The sequence below is a fragment of the Streptomyces mexicanus genome (assembly GCF_902506575.1).
GTDB classification, from domain to species: Bacteria; Actinomycetota; Actinomycetes; order Streptomycetales; family Streptomycetaceae; genus Streptomyces; species Streptomyces mexicanus.
Genome location: NZ_LR732544.1, coordinates 3,835,409 through 3,853,051 on the forward strand (window position 1 = coordinate 3,835,409; position 17,643 = coordinate 3,853,051).

The following is a 17,643-nucleotide window of genomic DNA, read 5'->3' on the forward strand; positions in this document are numbered from 1 at the left end:
TGTTTGCCCAGCTCGATTGCGCCGCTGGCCGGTGCCCGAGTCCTGAGTCGTGGGCTCCACGATGGTGTGTACAGCAGCGAAGTACCACAACCGAAGACGGCTATCAGCGGCCGTTGATGACTTCACGACCAGCGCCATGGACAGCAATGACCATCCATCCGATAGTTCGGGATGAAGATGTCGTGCCAGACGCGGGCCAGGTCGTGCGGGGAACCGTGGGAAACACCGGGGAACCAACGGACCCGCACACCAGTCGTCGACACGCTTCCGCCGCAGGTCGGCCCAAACGGGATCGCCACTGGGTGGCAGGGTCACAAGGCCCTGTACTGACCTACCTGGGCCTCGTTGTCGTGTCTGGCAATCAGTGGCCGCGTGCCGGATTCGTGCCAGGGCTTGCCGGCCCTCTTCTTCGCCGCCTCAGCCTGCCGGTGACGGTGAGCTTCTTGGCGCGTTCCGACTTGGCGGGGGCCGGCACCTTGGGGGACGGGCAGTTCCTTGGTGGGGTCGGTCAGGGCGGCTTCCGGGGCGGAGCTGCGTCCGAGCCCTGTCAGCGGCAGAGCCTCATGATGGTGTCGTCGAAGTCCGGGAACTCCTGGGCCGCCTGCTCGATGACGGCAGCCGCCGGCTGCTTGTGGTCCGCGGCGAATCGTTCGGCGACGGCCGCCAGCTCCTGGTTGTGCTGCGGGGTCCAGTCCGGGTCGTACGAGGTGGCCGCCTCGCCGGGGCCGTATCCAGCGGCCAGCAGCCACAAGAACGACCCGAGGTCACGTGCCACGACGGCGGTCTCACCCTCCGATCCGAGAAAGACCACGGGCTGATCGACGAGCGGGCGGTGCGGGCGGACGAGCCAGAATGCCGCATATCCTCCCGAGCCGTCCTGGCCGAACACGCGGAAGGCGTCGCCGTCCAGCTCCCTGTTGCCCGTCCAGGACCGGAACCAGTCGGTGGTCTCCTCGGCAGACAGGAAGGCCGGGAACGCCTCGAAGTCGACGCCGTCGCCCTCGTTGTAGTCGAAGGGACGGGCCAGAGCGGCAGCCAGGGCCTCGGGGAACTGACGATCATCGCTGGGAGTCACCCGGACAGGCTAGCGAGCAGCACTGACACTGGACTGCCGCGAACAGCCCCGATCACCGCAACGCTCCGGCCCGGTCGGCGCCGGCACCGAGCGGCGGCGCAGCGCTGCCTCGTCGTTCAGCTCCAGGGCTCGACGCTCACCACCGCCTCGACCGGTACGGCCCCGTACACGTGCGGGAACTCCTCGCCGTCGGGTGGCATGGCCTCGTACCTCAGCGGGACATCGAGCCGGGCCGGGTCCACGACCAGCACCACCAACTCGTCGGGGCCCTCGTAGTCGCCGTAGAGGAAGGCCGCGACGCGCGGGAGCTGGTCGCGGGTGGAGAAGTGGACGAACCCCTCCTGCTGGAGTGTGCGGCCGCGGGTGGACATCTCGTAGGTGCCGGACGCACGAGCCGCCTCCCACAGAGAGCGCTCGGTGAGGTGCACGATGGGTCGAGGTGTCGGCATACGGCCACGCTACGGCCCGGCCGTCGCCGCTGACGGCCGGCCCCATGGCGGCCGCCCGCGGTCGTCGGCCGGGCTGCGTTCAGGAGGCGGCGGGCCGGCTCACTGGTCGACGTAGCTGAGGTCCCCTACGGTCCAGGCGTTGACGTCCTTGATCGCGACTCGGTACATGCCGCCCGTCTCCGGGATGCCGAGGCTGCCTTGCAGGATCCGGGCGAGGTGGAAGTGCAGATGCGTGGGCGCCTCGCCATGGCCGGGCCCGGGCCGGCTTCCTTGCGGGCGGCGGGTGAAGACGTCCGAGAACGGGCCGAGACGGTCGGAGTCCTTCAGGACCTCCGCCACCCGTTCCCGCCAGACCGCCTCCGGAGCCAGCCGGCCGGTGATGACGGCGCCGCCGACGACCACGGTCAGCGACATCTGATTGCTGCGCTCCGACTCCACTGCCGCGGCGATGGCGACGAGCAGCTCATCAGGGTTAGACATGACGGCAAGCTTATGCGGCCCGCCCGCCCCTGACCCCGTCGCGGGGCCGGAAACCGTCGCGGGGGGCGGCGGCAGGCCGGGGGAGGAGTCGGTTCGCCGCCGGAGGCGGTCATCGGGTCGGACGGTGGACCCGGGGCGTCGGTGACCCGATGGTCGCTAGCAGTTTGGTGCACACCGATCCGGACGACCGCCTGCGCCGGCGGCGCGGGCGGTCCCCCACGCCCCGCCGCAGCGCGGCGTCTCACCGAGCCGCGCCACGTCGCGGGCCGTCGCGCTGAAGCCCCAGCAGGCGGTCCCCGGAACCACCGGGATTCAGCGGGCGATGTCCCTCGGCACCACTCCGGTGCCGAGGGCATCGCCCGTCCTGCGGCCCGGACGGGGCGCCGCGCCCGGACGGGCCGTCCCGTCCGGTCGGGTCGCCCCGCCCGCACGAGCCGTCCCACCTGGGAGTTCGCATCCGCAATACTTGCCTTTGCCAAGTCTTTGCCCCCAGAGGCCGCTGTTTGCTTGCCTGCGGCAACCAAGTGTTCGTATGGTTGCCTCAAGCAACGACTACGGGAGGTGCGATGGCCGAGCAGGCGCAGTACGAAGAGTTGGCGCGCCAGCTCAGCGCCGTCGGAGCCGTGAAGCGGGACATGGGACGGATCCTGCCGGCCGATTGTCCGGCCGGCTCGGCCGCCGTCCTCACTCTCCTCGGCCGCCACGGCGACATGCGGATGAGCAAGCTCGCCGAGCTGCTCGCCGTGGACATGTCGGTGACCAGCCGGCACGTCGCCCACGTCGCCGCGCGCGGCTGGATCGAGCGGCTGCCGGACCCCGCGGACAAGCGTTCGCGCATCCTGCACCTGACGCCCGCCGGACTGGACCGGCTCGACGACCTGTCCCGGCGGACCACCCGCCTGCTCGCCGATCGGCTCAGCGACTGGAGCGACGACGAGGTCGGCCAGCTGATCCGGCTGATGACGCGGCTGCGCGACAGCTTCGGCGACTGCCGGTCCCACCCGGCCCGGGCCTGCGCCGCCACGGCCGCGCCCGTGGCCGCCACCGCGCGCGCGGCCGCTCCCGTAGCCGAAGAAACCACCCGTACACCCGCAAGCACACGTAAGTAAAGGAAGCCCATGGCAACGACCACACCAGCCGGTGTGCGGGCTCACGCCAAGCACGGGGGCGGCTCCCCGGACGGCGCTCCGATGACGCACCGGCAGATCATGGAGGCGCTCTCCGGGCTGATGCTCGGCATGTTCGTGGCGATCCTGTCGTCCACGATCGTCTCCAACGCGCTGCCGAAGATCATCGGTGATCTGGGGGGCGGCCAGTCCGCCTACACCTGGGTGGTCACGGCCGCCCTGCTGCCGATGACCGCGGCCACTCCCCTGTGGGGCAAGCTCGCCGACCTGTACAGCAAGAAGGCGCTCGTCCAGATATCCCTGATCATCTACGTCGTGGCGTCGATGGCGGCCGGTCTGTCGCAGAACCCCGGCATGCTGATCGTCTGCCGCGTGGTCCAGGGCATCGGCACCGGCGGTCTGTCCGCGTTGGCGCAGATCGTCATGGCCGCGATGATCTCCCCGCGTGAGCGCGGCCGTTACTCCGGTTACCTGGGCGCCACGTTCGCGGTCGCGACCGTCGGCGGCCCGCTGCTCGGCGGTGTCATCACCGACACCAGCTGGCTGGGCTGGCGCTGGTGCTTCTACGTCGGCGTGCCGTTCGCCGTGATCGCGCTGATCGTGCTGCAGAAGACCCTGCACCTGCCCGTGGTCAAGCGGCAGGTCAAGGTGGACTGGCTGGGCGCGCTCCTGATCTCCGCGGCCGTCTCGCTGCTGCTGATCTGGGTGACCTTCGCCGGTGACAAGTACGACTGGATGTCGTGGCAGACGGGCGTGATGGTCGGCGGTTCCGTCGTCCTCGGCCTGCTGTTCGTGCTGGCGGAGGCCAAGGCCGCCGAGCCGATCATCCCGCTGCGGCTGTTCCGCAACCGCACCATCTCGCTGGCGTCGCTCGCCTCGCTGTTCGTCGGTGTCGCCATGTTCAGCGGCACGGTGTTCTTCAGCCAGTACTTCCAGCTGGCCCGGGACAAGTCCCCGACGATGTCGGGTGTCATGACGATCCCGATGATCGGTGGCCTGTTCGTCTCCTCCACCGTCTCCGGTCAGTTCATCACCCGGACCGGCCGCTGGAAGGCGTGGCTGGTCAGCGGTGGTGTGCTGGTCACGGCCGGCCTGGGCCTGCTGGGCAGCATCCGCTACGACACGGACTACTGGAAGACCGCCGTCTTCATGGCCCTGCTGGGTCTCGGCATCGGCATGATGATGCAGAACCTGGTGCTGTGCACGCAGAACCAGGTCGCCCCCACGGACCTCGGTTCGGCCAGCTCCACGGTCACCTTCTTCCGCTCCCTGGGCGGTGCGATCGGCGTCTCGGCGCTCGGTGCCGTGATGGCCAACCGGATCACCCACTACGTCAAGGACGGCCTGGCCGACCTCGGCCCGAAGTACGCGCACCTGGCCTCCGGCTCGGGTTCCGGCTCCGACAGCATCCCGGACATGGACGCGCTGCCCGCGCCGCTGCGCACGGTCATGGAGAGCGCCTACGGGCACGGCATCGCCGACGTCTTCCTGATCGCCGCCGTCCTGGCCGCCGTCGCCTTCCTGATCACGCTGTTCATCAAGGAGGTCCCGCTGCGTACGAAGGGTGCGCTGGCGCAGGCCGCCGAGGGCGAGGCCGCCCCGGTGGACCCGGCCGCGGCTCCGGTCGTGGCCGAGGCCCAGGAGCGGCAGGGCACCACCTCCGAGGTCGCCGAGCCCGCCGCGCAGGCGCGGGCCGATCAGCGGCTCGCCGCGGTGGCGACGATCGAGCAGGAGGCGCCCGCGCTGAGCAGTGGCGGTGGTGTTCCGGTGCGTGGTGTGGTGCGCGGTGCGGAGAGCGCTCCGGTGCCGCAGGCCGCGATCACGCTGATCTCCCTGGCCGGACGCCAGCTGGGCCGCTCCGTCGCCCAGAGCGACGGCACCTCGAAGACTTCGCCATGAACTACAACCAAGTCCTCCAAGCCGGCATCGCCGCCATCGGCACCACCCTCAAAATCCAACTCGACATCCAAGCCGTCCAAGGAGACACCCTCCCCACCACCTGACCACCGGTAGCCGGTAGCCGGTAGCCGGTAGCCGGCCTCCTGATCACCGGTCGCCGGCAGCAGGCGGTCGTCGGCGGCAAGTGAAAGCCCTCCTGTGCGGAAGCACCCGCTTCCGCACAGGAGGGCTCACGTATGAGGGGATCCGCCGGTCGGTCCCGCCGGTCAGTCCGCGCGCTTGGCGTCGACGACGCGGCGGGCGAGGTCGCGCAGTTTGATGTTCTCCCGCTGGGAGGCGCGCACCAGGCTGTCGAACGCCTCCGCGGCGTCGATGTTCATCCGCTCCATGAGGATGCCGGTGGCCTGGCCGATCAAGTCCCGGGTGCGCATGGCCTCGGTGAGCTGTTCGCGCACGGTCACCGAGTCCAGGGCGAGGCTCGCGTGCGCGGTGAACAGCCGGCCGATCCGGGTGGCGGTCGCGTCGAAGGCGCGCGGCTTGCCGGAGTAGGCGGTGAGCACGGTCAGCCGGCGCTTCTCGGTGCGCAGCCGCAGGGCGAGCGCCGACCTCAGGCCCGCTGCGGCCAGGGCGGCGTCGCCGTCCTCGTCCGCGTTCTCGCTGTCCGCCAAGTGCACCACGGGCGTGTGCCACAGGTGCTCCCAGTACGGCGTCCGGTGCCGGTCGGCGGCCGGGCGGCCCTCGGCGGCGGGCACGACCTCGTCGGTCCAGGCGATCGTACGGCGGTGGCCGCTGCGCTCGATCACGGAGATGCCCGCGTGCTCGGCGCCCGGCAGCAGACGGACGGCGAGCCGGACGGCCGTGCGCATGGTGTGGTCCGGGGTGTCCGTCTCGTGCAGGTGACGCGCCACCACCGTCAGGGCCTCGGACAGCTCCAGGTCGTCCGTCAGGACGTCGCCCTCGGAGGCACAGGGCAGTTCGGGAAAATCGGACGCAGGCACCACGAACCTCTTCAGCATGCACGGCCGTACGGCCATGCGCAGGAGAGCTCCGCAGCACATTCCCGACTGCGAGCACAGGACGAACAGAACTGTATATCGTCCGCACGCGATCGTTTCCACCTGGTGGACGGTGCGCTCCGGACCGGCCAGCGACCGTCGCCGCACCGGATCGGAAGATCGTCGCCGCCCCGGCTCGGGGAGACCGTCGTCGCACCGGCTCGGGACGCGAGCCGTGCCTGACCCGGCCGGTGGTAGGCACGACGGGATCAGCCGTCGTACGTCCACCCCGACGCCCGCACCCCCTACGCTGCGGGCATGGCACCGAACATCGCGACCAACACCCGCGTGACACGTGAGGAACTGCTGGACTTCGTACGCCCCCGCCACCGGGCCCTGCTGCTGACCCGGCGGACCGACGGCAGCCCCCAGGCGTCCCCGCTGACCTGCGGGGTGGACGACTCCGGGCGGATCGTGGTCTCCACCTACCCGGAGCGGGCCAAGACACGGAACGCCAAGCGGGACCCCCGGGTGAGCATCGTCGTGCTGAGCGACGAGTGGAACGGGCCGTGGGTCCAGATCGACGGCACCGCGGAGGTCATCGACACGCCGGACTCCGTGGAACCGCTCGTGGAGTACTACCGCAACATCGCCGGCGAGCACCCCGACTGGGACGAGTACCGCCAGGCCATGGTCAAGCAGGGCAAGTCGATCATCCGGATCACACCGGAGCGGTGGGGGCCGGTGGCGACCGGCGGCTTCCCGGCGCGGCTGGTGGAGGGGCAGGAGCAGGAGTAGAGGCAGGGGCAAGGAGCGGGGCGGGCGGTGGAGGCAGGCCGCGCTGCGCCGGGCGGGGCCGGCCTCAGCCGCGGGCGACCATCGCCTCGATCCCGGCGACCAGCAGGTCCAGGGCGAAGGTGAAGTCGCGGTCCAGCATCTCCGCGACGGTGTCACCGCCGCGGGCCGCCATGAGGCCGGCCGACTCCCGCAGCACCTCGGCGGCGTCCGGCGCCCGCGTGGCCACGCTCATCGCGTGCCGGAAGTACTCGTCCGGGGCCATCCCGGCCTCGGCACAGCGGGCGACGAAGTGCCCCTCGATCGTGCCGTAGCCGTACACGAACTGGAACACGGCCGAGATCGCACCGGCCAGACGGTGCTCGGGCAGCCCGGTGCGGCGGATGACCCGCTGCACCGCGCCGGAGAAGGCCAGGTGGTTCGGGCCGATGTTGAGGAAGGTCCCGGCGAGCGGCGACAGCCAGGGATGGCGCACCAGCAGGTCCCGGTACTCGCCGGCCAGGGCGCGCAGCTGCTCCCGCCAGTCCCCGCCGTCCTGCGCGCCGGGCAGCCGCAGCTCGCCGAAGGCCGCGTCGAGGGCCAGCTCCAGCAGGTCGTCCTTGGTGTCGACGTACCAGTACAGGGACATCGCCGTGACGTTCAGCTCGGCGGCGAGCCGGCGCATGGAGAACTTGGCCAGTCCCTCGGCGTCCAGCAGCCGCACGCTGACCTCGGTGATCCGCTCCAGGTCGAGCCCGGAGGGCTGCCCGCCGCCGCGTGCGCCGCGACGCGCCTTCCCCTCGAGCCACACGCTGGTCCGCGCCGCACCCCTGCCCCCGGCCGGCTTCCCCATGGCGCACCTTCCTCAGCTTTCCGACGGCGGTCATGCTAGGGCGTGTGACCGCGCCTGACGTGCGGCTGCGCCGTGCCGACCGTCCCGGCGACCACCCTCTTCGAGTGTTCCCGCTCGGCCCCGCCCGCAACGCCGCGGCGGCGCCGCAGCGCGAAGGGGCGGTGCCCGAGCGGGCACCGCCCCTGACCCCTCGGCGTGCCGTCAGCTGTCGCCGGTCTGCTGCGTGAGGTCGTAGAAGGTCGCCGAACCGACCGTGACCTTCTTGAAGGTCTTCTCGATCCACGTGCTGATCTGCGAGGCGGTGCCGTTGCCGCCCATGCCTCCCCCCATGCCGCCGCCGGCGATGAAGTAGTGGATCCTGCCGTCCGCCACGTACGTCTTGAACTGGGCGAGCGTCGGTGACGGGTCGGTGCCATTGAAGCCGCCGATCGCCATGACCGGGTCAGCGGTGGCGAGTTGGTAGCTGGCCGCGTTCTGGGAACCGATGGACGCGGCGACCCAGGTGTACCGCGAGGCGTTCGCCTGAAGCAGCTTCTTGGCCGCGGAGCTGACGTTCGCGCCGTCGAGCAGGCCGCCCATGCCGCCGGCTCCGCCCGTCCGGCCGCCCTCGCCCGTCCGGCCGCCGCCGGGGAAGCCGTTGCCGTTCTGGCCGTTCTGCTGACTCTGGCCGTTCGGGGTGCCCTGGCCGGTCCGGCCGTTCTGACCGGGGACGCCACCGCCGGGGAAACCGTTGCCGCCAGGAGCACCCTGACCGCCCTGGCCGTTCTGGCCGGGCATGCCGCCACCGCCGAAGCCGCCGGGCATGCCGGCCCTGCCCGGCCCGCCGCCCCTGCCGCCGAAGCCCATACGGCTCGCGCCCGCGGGTCCGGCCGTGACGATGGAGCCGGTGTGCGCGGAATTCACCGTGCTCAGCGTGTACGCGGTCGGTCCGGCCAGGCAGGTCACGAAGCCCGCGGCGACCGTGGCGACGGCGAGCCGCCGGCCGACCCGGGAGACGAAGATCAGCCCCAGGGCCACGGCCAGCCCGCCGACCAGGACCAGCCACTTCAGCCAGGGCAGGTAGTCGGGGGTGCGGTTGAGCAGGACGTACCCCCAGGCCGCGGTCGCCGTGGCGGCGGCGGCCAGGGTCAGCGACGCCCACGCCCTGGAGCGCTCCTCCCACAGGACGGTCACCCCCATGCCGACGACGGCGGCGACGTAGGGCGACAGGGCCACCGTGTAGTACTGGTGGAAGATCCCCGCCATGTAGCTGAAGACACCCGCGGTCATCAGCAGCGAGCCGCCCCAGGCGAGGAAGGACGCGCGGGTCAGGTCGGTGCGCGCGGTCTTCCTGGTCAGGACGAGCCCGGCGACGAGCAGGATCAGCGCGGCCGGCAGCAGCCAGGAGATCTGGCTGCCGATCTCGGAGTTGAACATCCGGTCCCAGCCGGTCTCGCCCCACTGGCCGCCACCGCCGCCACCGCCGCCCGGTCCGCCACCGCCGCCGACGCTCCCCGTCTCGTCGCCGTTGATGCGGCCGAGGCCGTTGTAGCCGAAGGTCAGCTCCAGGAAGCTGTTGTGCTGCGACCCGCCGATGTACGGCCGGGAGGACGCGGGCCACAGTTCGACGATCGCGACCCACCAGCCGCCGGAGACGACGATCGCCACCGTGGCGAGCAGGAGCTGTCCCAGCCGCCTGCGCAGCCGTACGGGCGCGCAGAACCCGTAGATCAGGGCCAGCGCCGGCAGGATCAGGAAGGCCTGGAGGGTCTTGGTGAGGAAGGCGAAGCCGACCGCTGCCCCCGCCCACACCAGCCACTTGGTGCGCCCGTCCTCGATGCCCCGCAGGACGAAGTACACGGTCAGGGACATCAGCAGCGCGAGCAGCGCGTCCGGGTTGTTGAACCGGAACATCAGCGCCGCGACGGGGGTGAGCGCCAGCACCGCGCCCGCGATCAGCCCGGCCGCCGGACCGAACCGGCGGCGCACGGCCGCGTACACCACGGCGACCGTGAGCACGCCCATGACGACCTGCGGCGCGAGCACCGCCCACGAGTTCAGGCCGAAGATCCTGACCGACAGCGCCATCGGCCACAGCGCGGCCGGGGGCTTGTCGACGGTGATGGCGTTGCCCGCGTCGAGCGAGCCGAAGAAGAACGCCTTCCACGAGGCGCTGCCCGCCTGCACGGCCGCCGAGTAGAAGGAGTTGGCGTAGCCGGAGGCGCTGAGGTTGTAGAGGTAGAGCACGCCGGTGGCGAGCAGCAGGGCGAGGAAGGACGGGCGCACCCAGCTCGGGTCCTCCGGCCGGCCCCGCCACAGGCGGTGGGCGCGGGACGGCGCGCCGGGGGCCGCCGGCGGTGGGCCCTCGCCGAAGGGCGGCCCGAAGGAGGGGGGCGCGGGCGCCGTGCCCGCGGGCCGGCTCGTACGGTCGTGATCTTTGTGGCCCGTGTGGCCGCTGTGGCCCCTCTGGTCGCTGTGGTCGTGGTCCCTGTGACCGAGGTGGTCTGTGTGGTCGGCGCGGGCGGTGTACTCCGTGCTCATCGCGGGTCCCTCGGGTCGGTGCCGAGCGGACGCACCGGCCGCAGCCGGGCGGTGTCGTCCCCTGGCTGGGGCTGTGCGGTCGGGCCGGCACCGGTGCCGGTGGTGGTGCTGGTGCCGGGGTGCGGCCGGGTGGTGGCGTACGACGAGGTGGCGTACGACGAGGGAGAACCCGTCCAGGAGGCGTACGCCGAGACGGCATCCGCCGGGGCGGCATCCGTCGGGGCGATGGTCTGCTGCTGGTCGCGGCGGTCCGGGAAGACCCAGGCGCGGAAGAGCAGGAAGCGCAGCACGGTCGCGGCGAGGTTGGCGGCGACCAGGACCGCGAGTTCGGTGGAGTGCGCCGGGTGGCTGGTCGCGGCGTTCAGGGCGGCGAGCGAACCGCTCGTCAGCACCAGGCCGATGCCGAAGACGACCAGGCCCTGCGCCTGGTGGCGGACGGCCCCGCCCCGGCCGCGCACCCCGAAGGTGAGCCGGCGGTTGGCGGCGGTGTTGGCGACCGCGGAGACCAGCAGGGCGAGGGCGTTGGCGATCTGGGAGCCGCAGAACTGCCGGAACAGGCTGTAGAGCAGCAGGTAGAACAGGGTGGACAGGACGCCGATGACGCAGAAGCCGACGAGCTGGCGTGCCAGCCCCCGGGGCACGTCCTGGATCTCCCGGTCGCGGGGGTCGTCGCCGAAGGGGCGGGCGAGCCGGTCCAGCGGCAGCGATCCCGTGGCCAGGGCCTTGCCGACCCGCCAGACGCCCTTCAGGTCCTCGACTGCCGTCCGCACGATGTGCACCGTGGAATCCGGGTCGTCGACCCAGTCCACCGGCACTTCGTGGATCCGCAGACCGGCCCGTTCGGCGAGCACCAGCATCTCGGTGTCGAAGAACCAGCCGGTGTCCTCCACCAGCGGCAGCAGCACCCGGGCGACGTCCCGCCGGATCGCCTTGAACCCGCACTGCGCGTCGGAGAAGCGCGCCTGCAGCGAACCGCGCAGGATCAGGTTGTACATCCGGCTGACGAACTCCCGCTTGGGCCCGCGCACCACCCGGGAGGCGCGGGTCAGGCGGGAGCCGATCGCCAGGTCGGAGTGGCCGGAGATGAGGGGCGCCACCAGCGGCAGCAGCGCGTTGAGGTCGGTGGACAGGTCGACGTCCATGTAGGCGAGGATCGGCGAGTCGGAGGCCGACCACACGGTCCGCAGGGCGCGGCCGCGTCCCTTCTGCTCCAAGCGGACGCCGGTGACCTCGGGGATCTCCGCCGCGAGCCGGGCGGTCACGCTCGGGGTGGCGTCCGTGGAGGCGTTGTCCGCGACGGTGATGCGGAAGGCGTACGGGAAGGTGCGGGTGAGGTGCTCGTGCAGGCGGAGCACGCACGGCCGCAGGTCCTTCTCCTCGTTGTAGACGGGGATCACGACGTCCAGGACAGGCGTTCCGGCGTCTGTGGCCGGAAGGTGCTCCCGCGCCGGCAGTGCGCCGGGAGAAGAGTCGGTTCGCATGGCGGCGACTCTTCTCAACCGCCCTGTACCGTCCGTGTGGTGACGCTGTGCTGCACCTGTGAGTGCGCCTGCCGTCCGCCGTCGTACGCCTCGTAGGTCCCGTACGTCACGTACGCCGGCGCCGGGGCCGGACCCTGAACAGGCATCGGTACCGATGCCGACGCCGATGTGGATGTCGGTGTCGGTGCCGAAATCGACGTCGGCGTCGGTGTCGGTGCCGTCGGCGCGAGTGCGGGCAGGCGGACGGTGAAGACGGTCCGCCCGGGCACGCTGTCCACGGTGACGGCGCCGCCGTGCGCGGTCGTCACGGCCTGCACGATGGCCAGGCCCAGGCCCGTGGAACCGGTGGCCCGGGACCGCGCGGAGTCGCCGCGCGCGAACCGCTCGAAGACGTGCGGCAGCAGCCGCGGCGGAATGCCCGGCCCGTCGTCCTGCACGTCCACGCACAACCAGGCGCCCTCCCGCCGCACGCGCGCGGTGACGGTCGTGCCCGGCGGGGTGTGCGTGCGCGCGTTGGCCAGCAGGTTGACCAGCACCTGCTGCAGCCGGGCCGGGTCCGCCGACACCAAGGCGGGTTCGTCGGGCAGGTCCAGCCGCCAGTCGTGGTCCCGGCCGGCCGCCCGCGCGTCGCTGACGGTGTCCACGACGAGCGGGACGAGGTCGGTCCGCTCGAACTGCAGCGGCCGGCCCGCGTCCAGCCGGGCCAGCAGCAGCAGGTCCTCCACCAGCAGGGTCATCCGCCCGGCCTCGGACTCGATCCGGCCCAGCGCGTGCCGGGTGTCGGGCCCGACCTGCTCCCGGCCGCGCCGGGTCAGCTCGGCGTATCCGCGGATGGAGGCCAGCGGGGTGCGCAGCTCGTGGCTGGCGTCGGCGACGAACTGCCGTACCCGCGTCTCGCTGTGCTGCCGGGCGTGCAGGGCGCCGTGGATGTGGTCGAGCATGCGGTTGAGGGCCGCGCCGACCTGGCCGACCTCGGTGTGCGGGTCGGTCTGCGACTCCGGTACGCGCTCGCTGAGGTTCACCTCGCCGGCGTGCAGGGGGAGTTCGGAGACCCGGGTGGCGGTGGCGGCGATCTTGCGCAGGGGCCGCAGGGCGACGTCGACGATGGCGGCGCCCGCGAGGGACGCGGCGACGAGGCCGGCGGCGGTGACGCTGATCTCCACCAGGATCAGGGTGCTGATGGTGTTGTCGGCGTCGGCGGTGGGGATGGCGACGTAGTACGTGCCGTTGGGGCCGGTGACGTACCGGGCCCGGTATCCGCCGAGGCCGGGGATGCCCACGGTGTGCGGCACCCGGTCCCGGGCGACCGTGGCCAGCGCGGCGGTCTGCACCTGGTCGAGGGCCTGGGCGGTCAGCTGCGGGATGTTGTTGTCGCTGGTCTTCTTGCCGAACCGCGCCTCGGTGACGGAGCCGCCGTCGACCGCCGCCACGATCGTGCCCTGCGGCTGCGGGCCCCGGGTGACGAACTCGGTCAGGTCGATCTCCTTGCCCGGCTGCACCTGGGGGGCGTGGCCGGTGCCCTGGTGCGCGTCCGGCGGCATGACCCCGGAGGCCCGCGCCGCGACCTCGCCGAGCCGTTCGTCCAGTTGCTCGTACAGGTGGGAGCGCAGGGCCAGCGTGGTGACGGTGCCGATCACCGCGCAGACGACGGCGATCAGCAGCACGGACGCGACGACGAGCCGCGTCCGCAGCGTCCGCGGGGGGCGGGGAGCACGCGGAGGGCGCAGAGCACGCGGGGTGCGCGCCGCGCCCGGACGGCGCGGGGTGCGTTCCCGCTTCTGCGGACGCGGCCGTCGCCGTCCGCTCATGAAGTCGCGGGCTTGATCAGGTAACCGGCGCCGCGCCGGGTGTGGATCATCGGCTCGCGTCCGGCGTCGATCTTGCGGCGCAGGTAGGAGATGTACAGCTCGACGACGTTGGCCTGGCCGCCGAAGTCGTAGGACCAGACCCGGTCCAGGATCTGCGCCTTGCTCAGCACGCGGCGCGGGTTGCGCATCAGGAACCGCAGCAGTTCGAACTCGGTCGCGGTCAGGTGGATGTTCTCGCCGCCCCGCGACACCTCGTGGCTGTCCTCGTCCAGGGTGAGGTCACCGACCACCAGCACGGAGTCGGACCGCCGGTCGGCGGCACCGGAGCGGCGGATCAGCCCGCGCAGCCGCGCGACGACCTCCTCGAGGCTGAACGGCTTGGTCACGTAGTCGTCACCGCCCGCCGTGAGGCCGGCGATACGGTCCTCGACGGCGTCCTTCGCGGTGAGGAACAGCACGGGCACGTCGGGCAGCTCGCGGCGCAGCCGCCCCAGGACGGTCAGCCCGTCCATGTCGGGCAGCATCATGTCCAGGACGACGGTGTCGGGCCGGAACTCGCGCGCGGCCTGGACGGCGCTGCGGCCGTCCCCCGCGGTGCGGATCTGCCAGCCCTCGTAGCGCAGGGCCATGGAGAGCAGTTCGGTGATCGACAGCTCGTCGTCCACCACCAGCACCCGGACGGGGCTCCCGTCCGGCCTCAGCAGTTCGGTGCGCCCCTGGGGCGAAGTCGTGGTCATGGGAACACCCTGGCGACACCCTCTGAGAGCACGCTTTCACGGATCTGTGATTTCCCTGAGAAACCCCCAGCCGCCGCTCAGAACAGCCCCTCCTGCACACCGGGTACCCGCCTGAACTCCCTTACAGGGACGGCGAGTCCGCCCTCGGCGGCGACCGGACCGAGCTGCCAGCCGGCCATCAGCCGCGTGTCCAGCACCACCACCCCGCCCCCGGTCGCCAGGTGCAGATCCGGCCCGGCGGCCGCGACCAGGTCACCGCGCACCGCCCCGCCCGCCACCAGCTCCCGCACCTCCCCGACGGCGGCGGGCAGCCGGGCCAGCCCGAACACGGACACGTGGTCGACGGGCCGGAACGGCTCCGGCCGCAGCGACTCCGGCCAGCCGCCGAGCGCACCCGCCCGCCCGTGCAGCCGCTCGATCTCCGCCGCCCTCTCCGCCGCGGTGGGCGGCAGCGCGGACCGCACGGCCCGCTTCTCGGCGTACGGGATCCGGTCCGGCACGCCGAGCGCGGCGCGCAGCAGCTCCTCGGTGCGCCGCGCCGCCATCAGCGGGCCGGTGCCCAGCCAGCTGAAGCAGACGGCGCCCTGCTCCAGCAGCCGCGCCGGGCCCCGCTCGACCGCCGTGATCCCGACCTTGGTCAGGCCGGGCCCGAACCACGCCAGGTAGACGCGGTAGGGCCGCGCATCGTCCGCGACGGTGTCGGCGGCCACCGAATGCGCCCGCTCCAGCCGCGCGCACTCCTCGCAGCGCGCCCCCGTGCTCCGGCCCGGCACCACCGCCTGGGCCGCACACGCGTTCCCCCGTGCCCCCACGCATGTCCGCACTCCCCCTTCCGCGACCCCGAAGGCCACGTGCTTCCCCCACGGCAGCGCGCTCCTGCGCCCGCCCTGCCACACCAGCACGGGGCCGTCCGCCGACCAGCGCAGCCCCGAGCACTTCCACACCTGCGCCATCCCTCACGAGACTACGAGCCACCACTGACAACGCCGCCGGACCAGCCGACGACGCCCGCCACTCGGCGCGCGACGGGCGACGGCCCGCGGACGGCGGACGGCGGACGGCGGACGGCGGACGGCGGACGGCGGACGGCGGACGGCACAACGACGGCGGTGCGACAGCCTGCGAACGGCGCACGCCGGCCCGCGGACGACACAGCGACCGGCGGGCGACGGGCGGACGGCGGGCACCGGACGGCACAGCAACCGACTGACCACGGGCAACGGGCGACCGGCGGGCGGCGGGGTCGCCCGGCAACCGAGCCGCCGCGGCTCACAGACACCAGGTACTGAGCCTGCCGAGCGCCTCCGCCCGCTCCTCGATCACCTTCATCCGGGCGCGGCGCTCGGCGTCGTCGTGGTGCTCGCTCTGGGCGGTCGTCTGCCCGGGCCACTTGCGGTACAGCAGCCCGCAGTCCCCGATGAACCACCCGGTGCTCACCGCGTTCAGGGCCATCAGCAGCCCGGTGTCCTCGGACGAGGGCAGGGCCATCCAGCCGCCCAGCGCGCTCACGAGGTCTCGGCGGGCGCACAGCGTGGCCGGGTGCACTTGCGCCCGGTAGTCGTGGGTGCGCCAGCGTTCGAGGACGGCGTTCCGGGCGATCGGGCCGGGCGGCGGGTCGCCGTCGAAGCCGACCGTCGAACCGTCCGGCAGCAGGTCGAGCACGCGCGAGGTGGTCCACGCGGCACCGCTGTCACCGGCCAGCACCTCGATGTCGCGCCGCAGCGCCCCCGGGGTGAGCATGTCGTCCGCGTCCAGGACCTTCACCAGGTCACCGCGCGCGCGGGCGAGCGCCATGGTCCGGGCCATGCCGGCCCGCCCCTGCCGTCCCTGCCCGAAGCGGACCCGGGGGTCGGCGGGGACGTGCGGCCGCACCTCCGTGCTCTCCCCGTCCTCCTGAAGGACCCATTCCCACTCCCAGCCCGGCGGCATCTCCTGCCGGGTGAGCGAGGCGTAGGCGTCCCGCAGGTGGTGTGCGCTCGGTCCGTGCACCGGAGTGATCACCGAGACGATGTGCGCCACGGCGCCTTCACCACCTTTCCAGTCGGGTCACGCACCGGACGGCGTAGCGATCGGCGGGCAGCACCACGTCGGCGACCTCCACGACCCGCCCGCGGACGTCGTGCAGGGTCTTGCGGATCTCCATGACCGGCACCCCGGGCCCCAGCCCCAGCTCCCCGGCCTCCTCACCGGTCGGCGGGCGCGCGGTGACGACCTCTTCGACCCGGTCCACCTCGACGCCCACCGTGGAGAGCTGGTGCATGGTCCCTCCGGGCCACGGCTCCCGGGAGGCGTCGAGCAGGTCGGGATTCCGCGCGGCCAGCGCGTAGGGGATGTGCGAACGGCAGACGTTCAGCGGCGCGTCCTCGTCGGCGCTGCGCGTGCGATAGGTCCGCCGGAGCACGGCGGTGCCCTCCTCGACACCCAGGACGGCGGCAAGCTCCGCGGACGCCTCGATCCGCTCGTACGCGGCCCGGAACGCCAGCTGCCCGGTGTCCAGCCCCGTCTCCCGCTCGGTGGCCCCGGTGCTGCGACGCTCCCGCACACCCGCGCGCACGCGGTCCTTCTCCCACTGGTGCCGAAGATTGCACCGTTCGGCCCGTTGCCGCTGCCCGCGCCCCTCCTCGGGGACCGTCTCGTACCGCTCCACCACCGTCGGCCACCTCGCTCCCCGGCTCGTCGCGATCCAGAAGCACGCGATCGACAACAGCCTAGAAGCGATCAGCACGGGCGCAGGAGAGAGAAACGCCAGAGGCCCCGGATCACTCCGGGGCCTCTGGTCTGTGCGCACTCGGCAGGATTCGAACCTGCAACCTTCTGATCCGTAGTCAGATGCTCTATCCGTTAAGCTACGAGTGCTTGTTCTTTTTTCTTGCCCCCGATCCCGTTCCTTTCGGCCCGCTCGCGGCGACAGGAAGAACATTACATGACTGCCGCCGTCATGTGAAATCCATTCCCCGCACCCCATCTGACCTGCGGAAACGCGATGCACGAGGAGAAGGGGAGCGGGGACGGGCGGACCGGACCCGGGCACGGAGGGATCCGAGTACGGACGAAGCCGGGGCAGGGACCCACGGTCCCCGGAACGACGAAGCCCCGGTCCTGGGACCGGGGCTTCGGGATCTTGCGCGGAGGCGGAGGGATTTGAACCCTCGATGGGCTTTAAGGCCCAAACCGCATTAGCAGTGCGGCGCCATAGACCGGACTAGGCGACGCCTCCAGCACAACCGCTCACGCGAGCGCGTGAGTGGTGCGTGCAGATGATGACACAGTCGAGCGGGGTGTCACCAATCGCCCCCCACGGTACTAGGCGGAACGGGCCCAGAGCAAAGCCCTTGACCGTGGCGTCGGCGCGATGGTGGATCCGGGGGACAGGACCGAGGAACGGGCCGGGGGACGGGTCCGGCGGACAGGGCCGGGAGACGGAGCCGGCGGACCCGTCCCCCGG

General features: G+C 72.2%; 14 protein-coding genes, 2 tRNA genes and 2 pseudogenes. 4 read left to right on the forward strand and 14 right to left on the reverse strand.

Annotation, left to right across the window (positions count from 1 at the left end; translation table 11 throughout):
• Nucleotides 1–547: 547 nt before the first annotated feature.
• The 3 genes from GV126_RS17125 to GV126_RS17135 form a co-directional block, all read right to left on the reverse strand.
• Nucleotides 548–1,075 (reverse strand): SMI1/KNR4 family protein, encoded by a 528-nt coding sequence (locus GV126_RS17125; RefSeq protein ID WP_159667490.1) that lies wholly within the window; start codon nucleotides 1,073–1,075, stop codon nucleotides 548–550.
• Between the two features lie 116 nt (nucleotides 1,076–1,191).
• Nucleotides 1,192–1,524: a DUF952 domain-containing protein gene (locus tag GV126_RS17130; RefSeq protein ID WP_159667493.1), complete on the reverse strand. Its 333-nt coding sequence runs from the start codon at nucleotides 1,522–1,524 to the stop codon at nucleotides 1,192–1,194.
• A 99-nt stretch (nucleotides 1,525–1,623) separates the two neighbouring features.
• Nucleotides 1,624–2,004 carry a GvpU-like protein gene (locus GV126_RS17135; RefSeq protein ID WP_159667496.1) on the reverse strand — a complete coding sequence of 127 codons (381 nt, stop codon included), beginning with the start codon at nucleotides 2,002–2,004 and terminating at the stop codon, nucleotides 1,624–1,626.
• Between the two features lie 566 nt (nucleotides 2,005–2,570).
• On the opposite strand from GV126_RS17135, the gene GV126_RS17145 reads away from it, so the two are divergent.
• The 3 genes and pseudogenes from GV126_RS17145 to GV126_RS37660 all read left to right on the forward strand — a co-directional run.
• Nucleotides 2,571–3,113: a MarR family winged helix-turn-helix transcriptional regulator gene (locus tag GV126_RS17145; RefSeq protein ID WP_028421138.1), complete on the forward strand. Its 543-nt coding sequence runs from the start codon at nucleotides 2,571–2,573 to the stop codon at nucleotides 3,111–3,113.
• A gap of 81 nt (nucleotides 3,114–3,194) precedes the next feature.
• Nucleotides 3,195–5,012 (forward strand): annotated as a pseudogene (locus GV126_RS17150) (MDR family MFS transporter); the annotation flags it as partial.
• A pseudogene (locus GV126_RS37660) lies at nucleotides 5,009–5,134 on the forward strand (YceI family protein); the annotation flags it as partial. The pseudogenes GV126_RS17150 and GV126_RS37660, both read left to right, overlap by 4 nt.
• Nucleotides 5,135–5,296: 162 nt before the next feature.
• On the opposite strand, the gene GV126_RS17155 reads toward GV126_RS37660, so the two are convergent.
• Nucleotides 5,297–6,064 (reverse strand): GAF and ANTAR domain-containing protein, encoded by a 768-nt coding sequence (locus GV126_RS17155; protein ID WP_236570030.1) that lies wholly within the window; start codon nucleotides 6,062–6,064, stop codon nucleotides 5,297–5,299.
• Between the two features lie 279 nt (nucleotides 6,065–6,343).
• Between GV126_RS17155 and GV126_RS17160 the strand changes: the two genes are divergently transcribed.
• On the forward strand, nucleotides 6,344–6,823 hold the full coding sequence (locus GV126_RS17160) for a PPOX class F420-dependent oxidoreductase (RefSeq protein WP_159667502.1): 480 nt from the start codon (nucleotides 6,344–6,346) through the stop codon (nucleotides 6,821–6,823).
• Nucleotides 6,824–6,887: 64 nt separating this feature from the next.
• On the opposite strand, the gene GV126_RS17165 is transcribed toward GV126_RS17160, so the two are convergent.
• The 10 genes from GV126_RS17165 to GV126_RS17210 form a co-directional block, all read right to left on the reverse strand.
• Complete coding sequence (locus GV126_RS17165) at nucleotides 6,888–7,652, reverse strand: TetR/AcrR family transcriptional regulator (protein WP_159667504.1); 765 nt, start codon at nucleotides 7,650–7,652, stop codon at nucleotides 6,888–6,890.
• Nucleotides 7,653–7,853: 201 nt separating this feature from the next.
• On the reverse strand, nucleotides 7,854–9,917 hold the full coding sequence (locus tag GV126_RS17170) for an ArnT family glycosyltransferase (RefSeq protein ID WP_185947366.1): 2,064 nt from the start codon (nucleotides 9,915–9,917) through the stop codon (nucleotides 7,854–7,856).
• A gap of 251 nt (nucleotides 9,918–10,168) precedes the next feature.
• On the reverse strand, nucleotides 10,169–11,653 hold the full coding sequence (locus tag GV126_RS17175; RefSeq protein WP_159667509.1) for a bifunctional glycosyltransferase family 2/GtrA family protein: 1,485 nt from the start codon (nucleotides 11,651–11,653) through the stop codon (nucleotides 10,169–10,171).
• Nucleotides 11,654–11,667: 14 nt separating this feature from the next.
• Nucleotides 11,668–13,461: a sensor histidine kinase gene (locus tag GV126_RS17180; protein ID WP_159667511.1), complete on the reverse strand. Its 1,794-nt coding sequence runs from the start codon at nucleotides 13,459–13,461 to the stop codon at nucleotides 11,668–11,670.
• Nucleotides 13,458–14,198: a response regulator transcription factor gene (locus GV126_RS17185; RefSeq protein WP_028421341.1), complete on the reverse strand. Its 741-nt coding sequence runs from the start codon at nucleotides 14,196–14,198 to the stop codon at nucleotides 13,458–13,460. Before GV126_RS17185 ends, GV126_RS17180 begins: the two co-directional genes overlap by 4 nt.
• A gap of 77 nt (nucleotides 14,199–14,275) precedes the next feature.
• The gene (locus tag GV126_RS17190; RefSeq protein WP_159667514.1) at nucleotides 14,276–15,151 is read right to left on the reverse strand and encodes a DUF2797 domain-containing protein; all 876 of its coding nucleotides are present in this window, start codon (nucleotides 15,149–15,151) and stop codon (nucleotides 14,276–14,278) included.
• 316 nt (nucleotides 15,152–15,467) lie between these two features.
• Entirely contained in the window at nucleotides 15,468–16,217 is a 750-nt protein-coding gene (locus tag GV126_RS17195) for a glycosyltransferase family 2 protein (protein ID WP_159667517.1), read from the reverse strand.
• Nucleotides 16,218–16,224: 7 nt separating this feature from the next.
• Nucleotides 16,225–16,848, reverse strand: a complete 624-nt coding sequence (locus tag GV126_RS17200; protein WP_159667520.1) for a UTRA domain-containing protein — start codon at nucleotides 16,846–16,848, stop codon at nucleotides 16,225–16,227.
• A 133-nt stretch (nucleotides 16,849–16,981) separates the two neighbouring features.
• Nucleotides 16,982–17,054, reverse strand: a tRNA-Arg gene (locus GV126_RS17205).
• Between the two features lie 270 nt (nucleotides 17,055–17,324).
• Nucleotides 17,325–17,415 (reverse strand) — tRNA-Ser (locus GV126_RS17210).
• Between the last annotated feature and the right edge of the window lie 228 nt (nucleotides 17,416–17,643).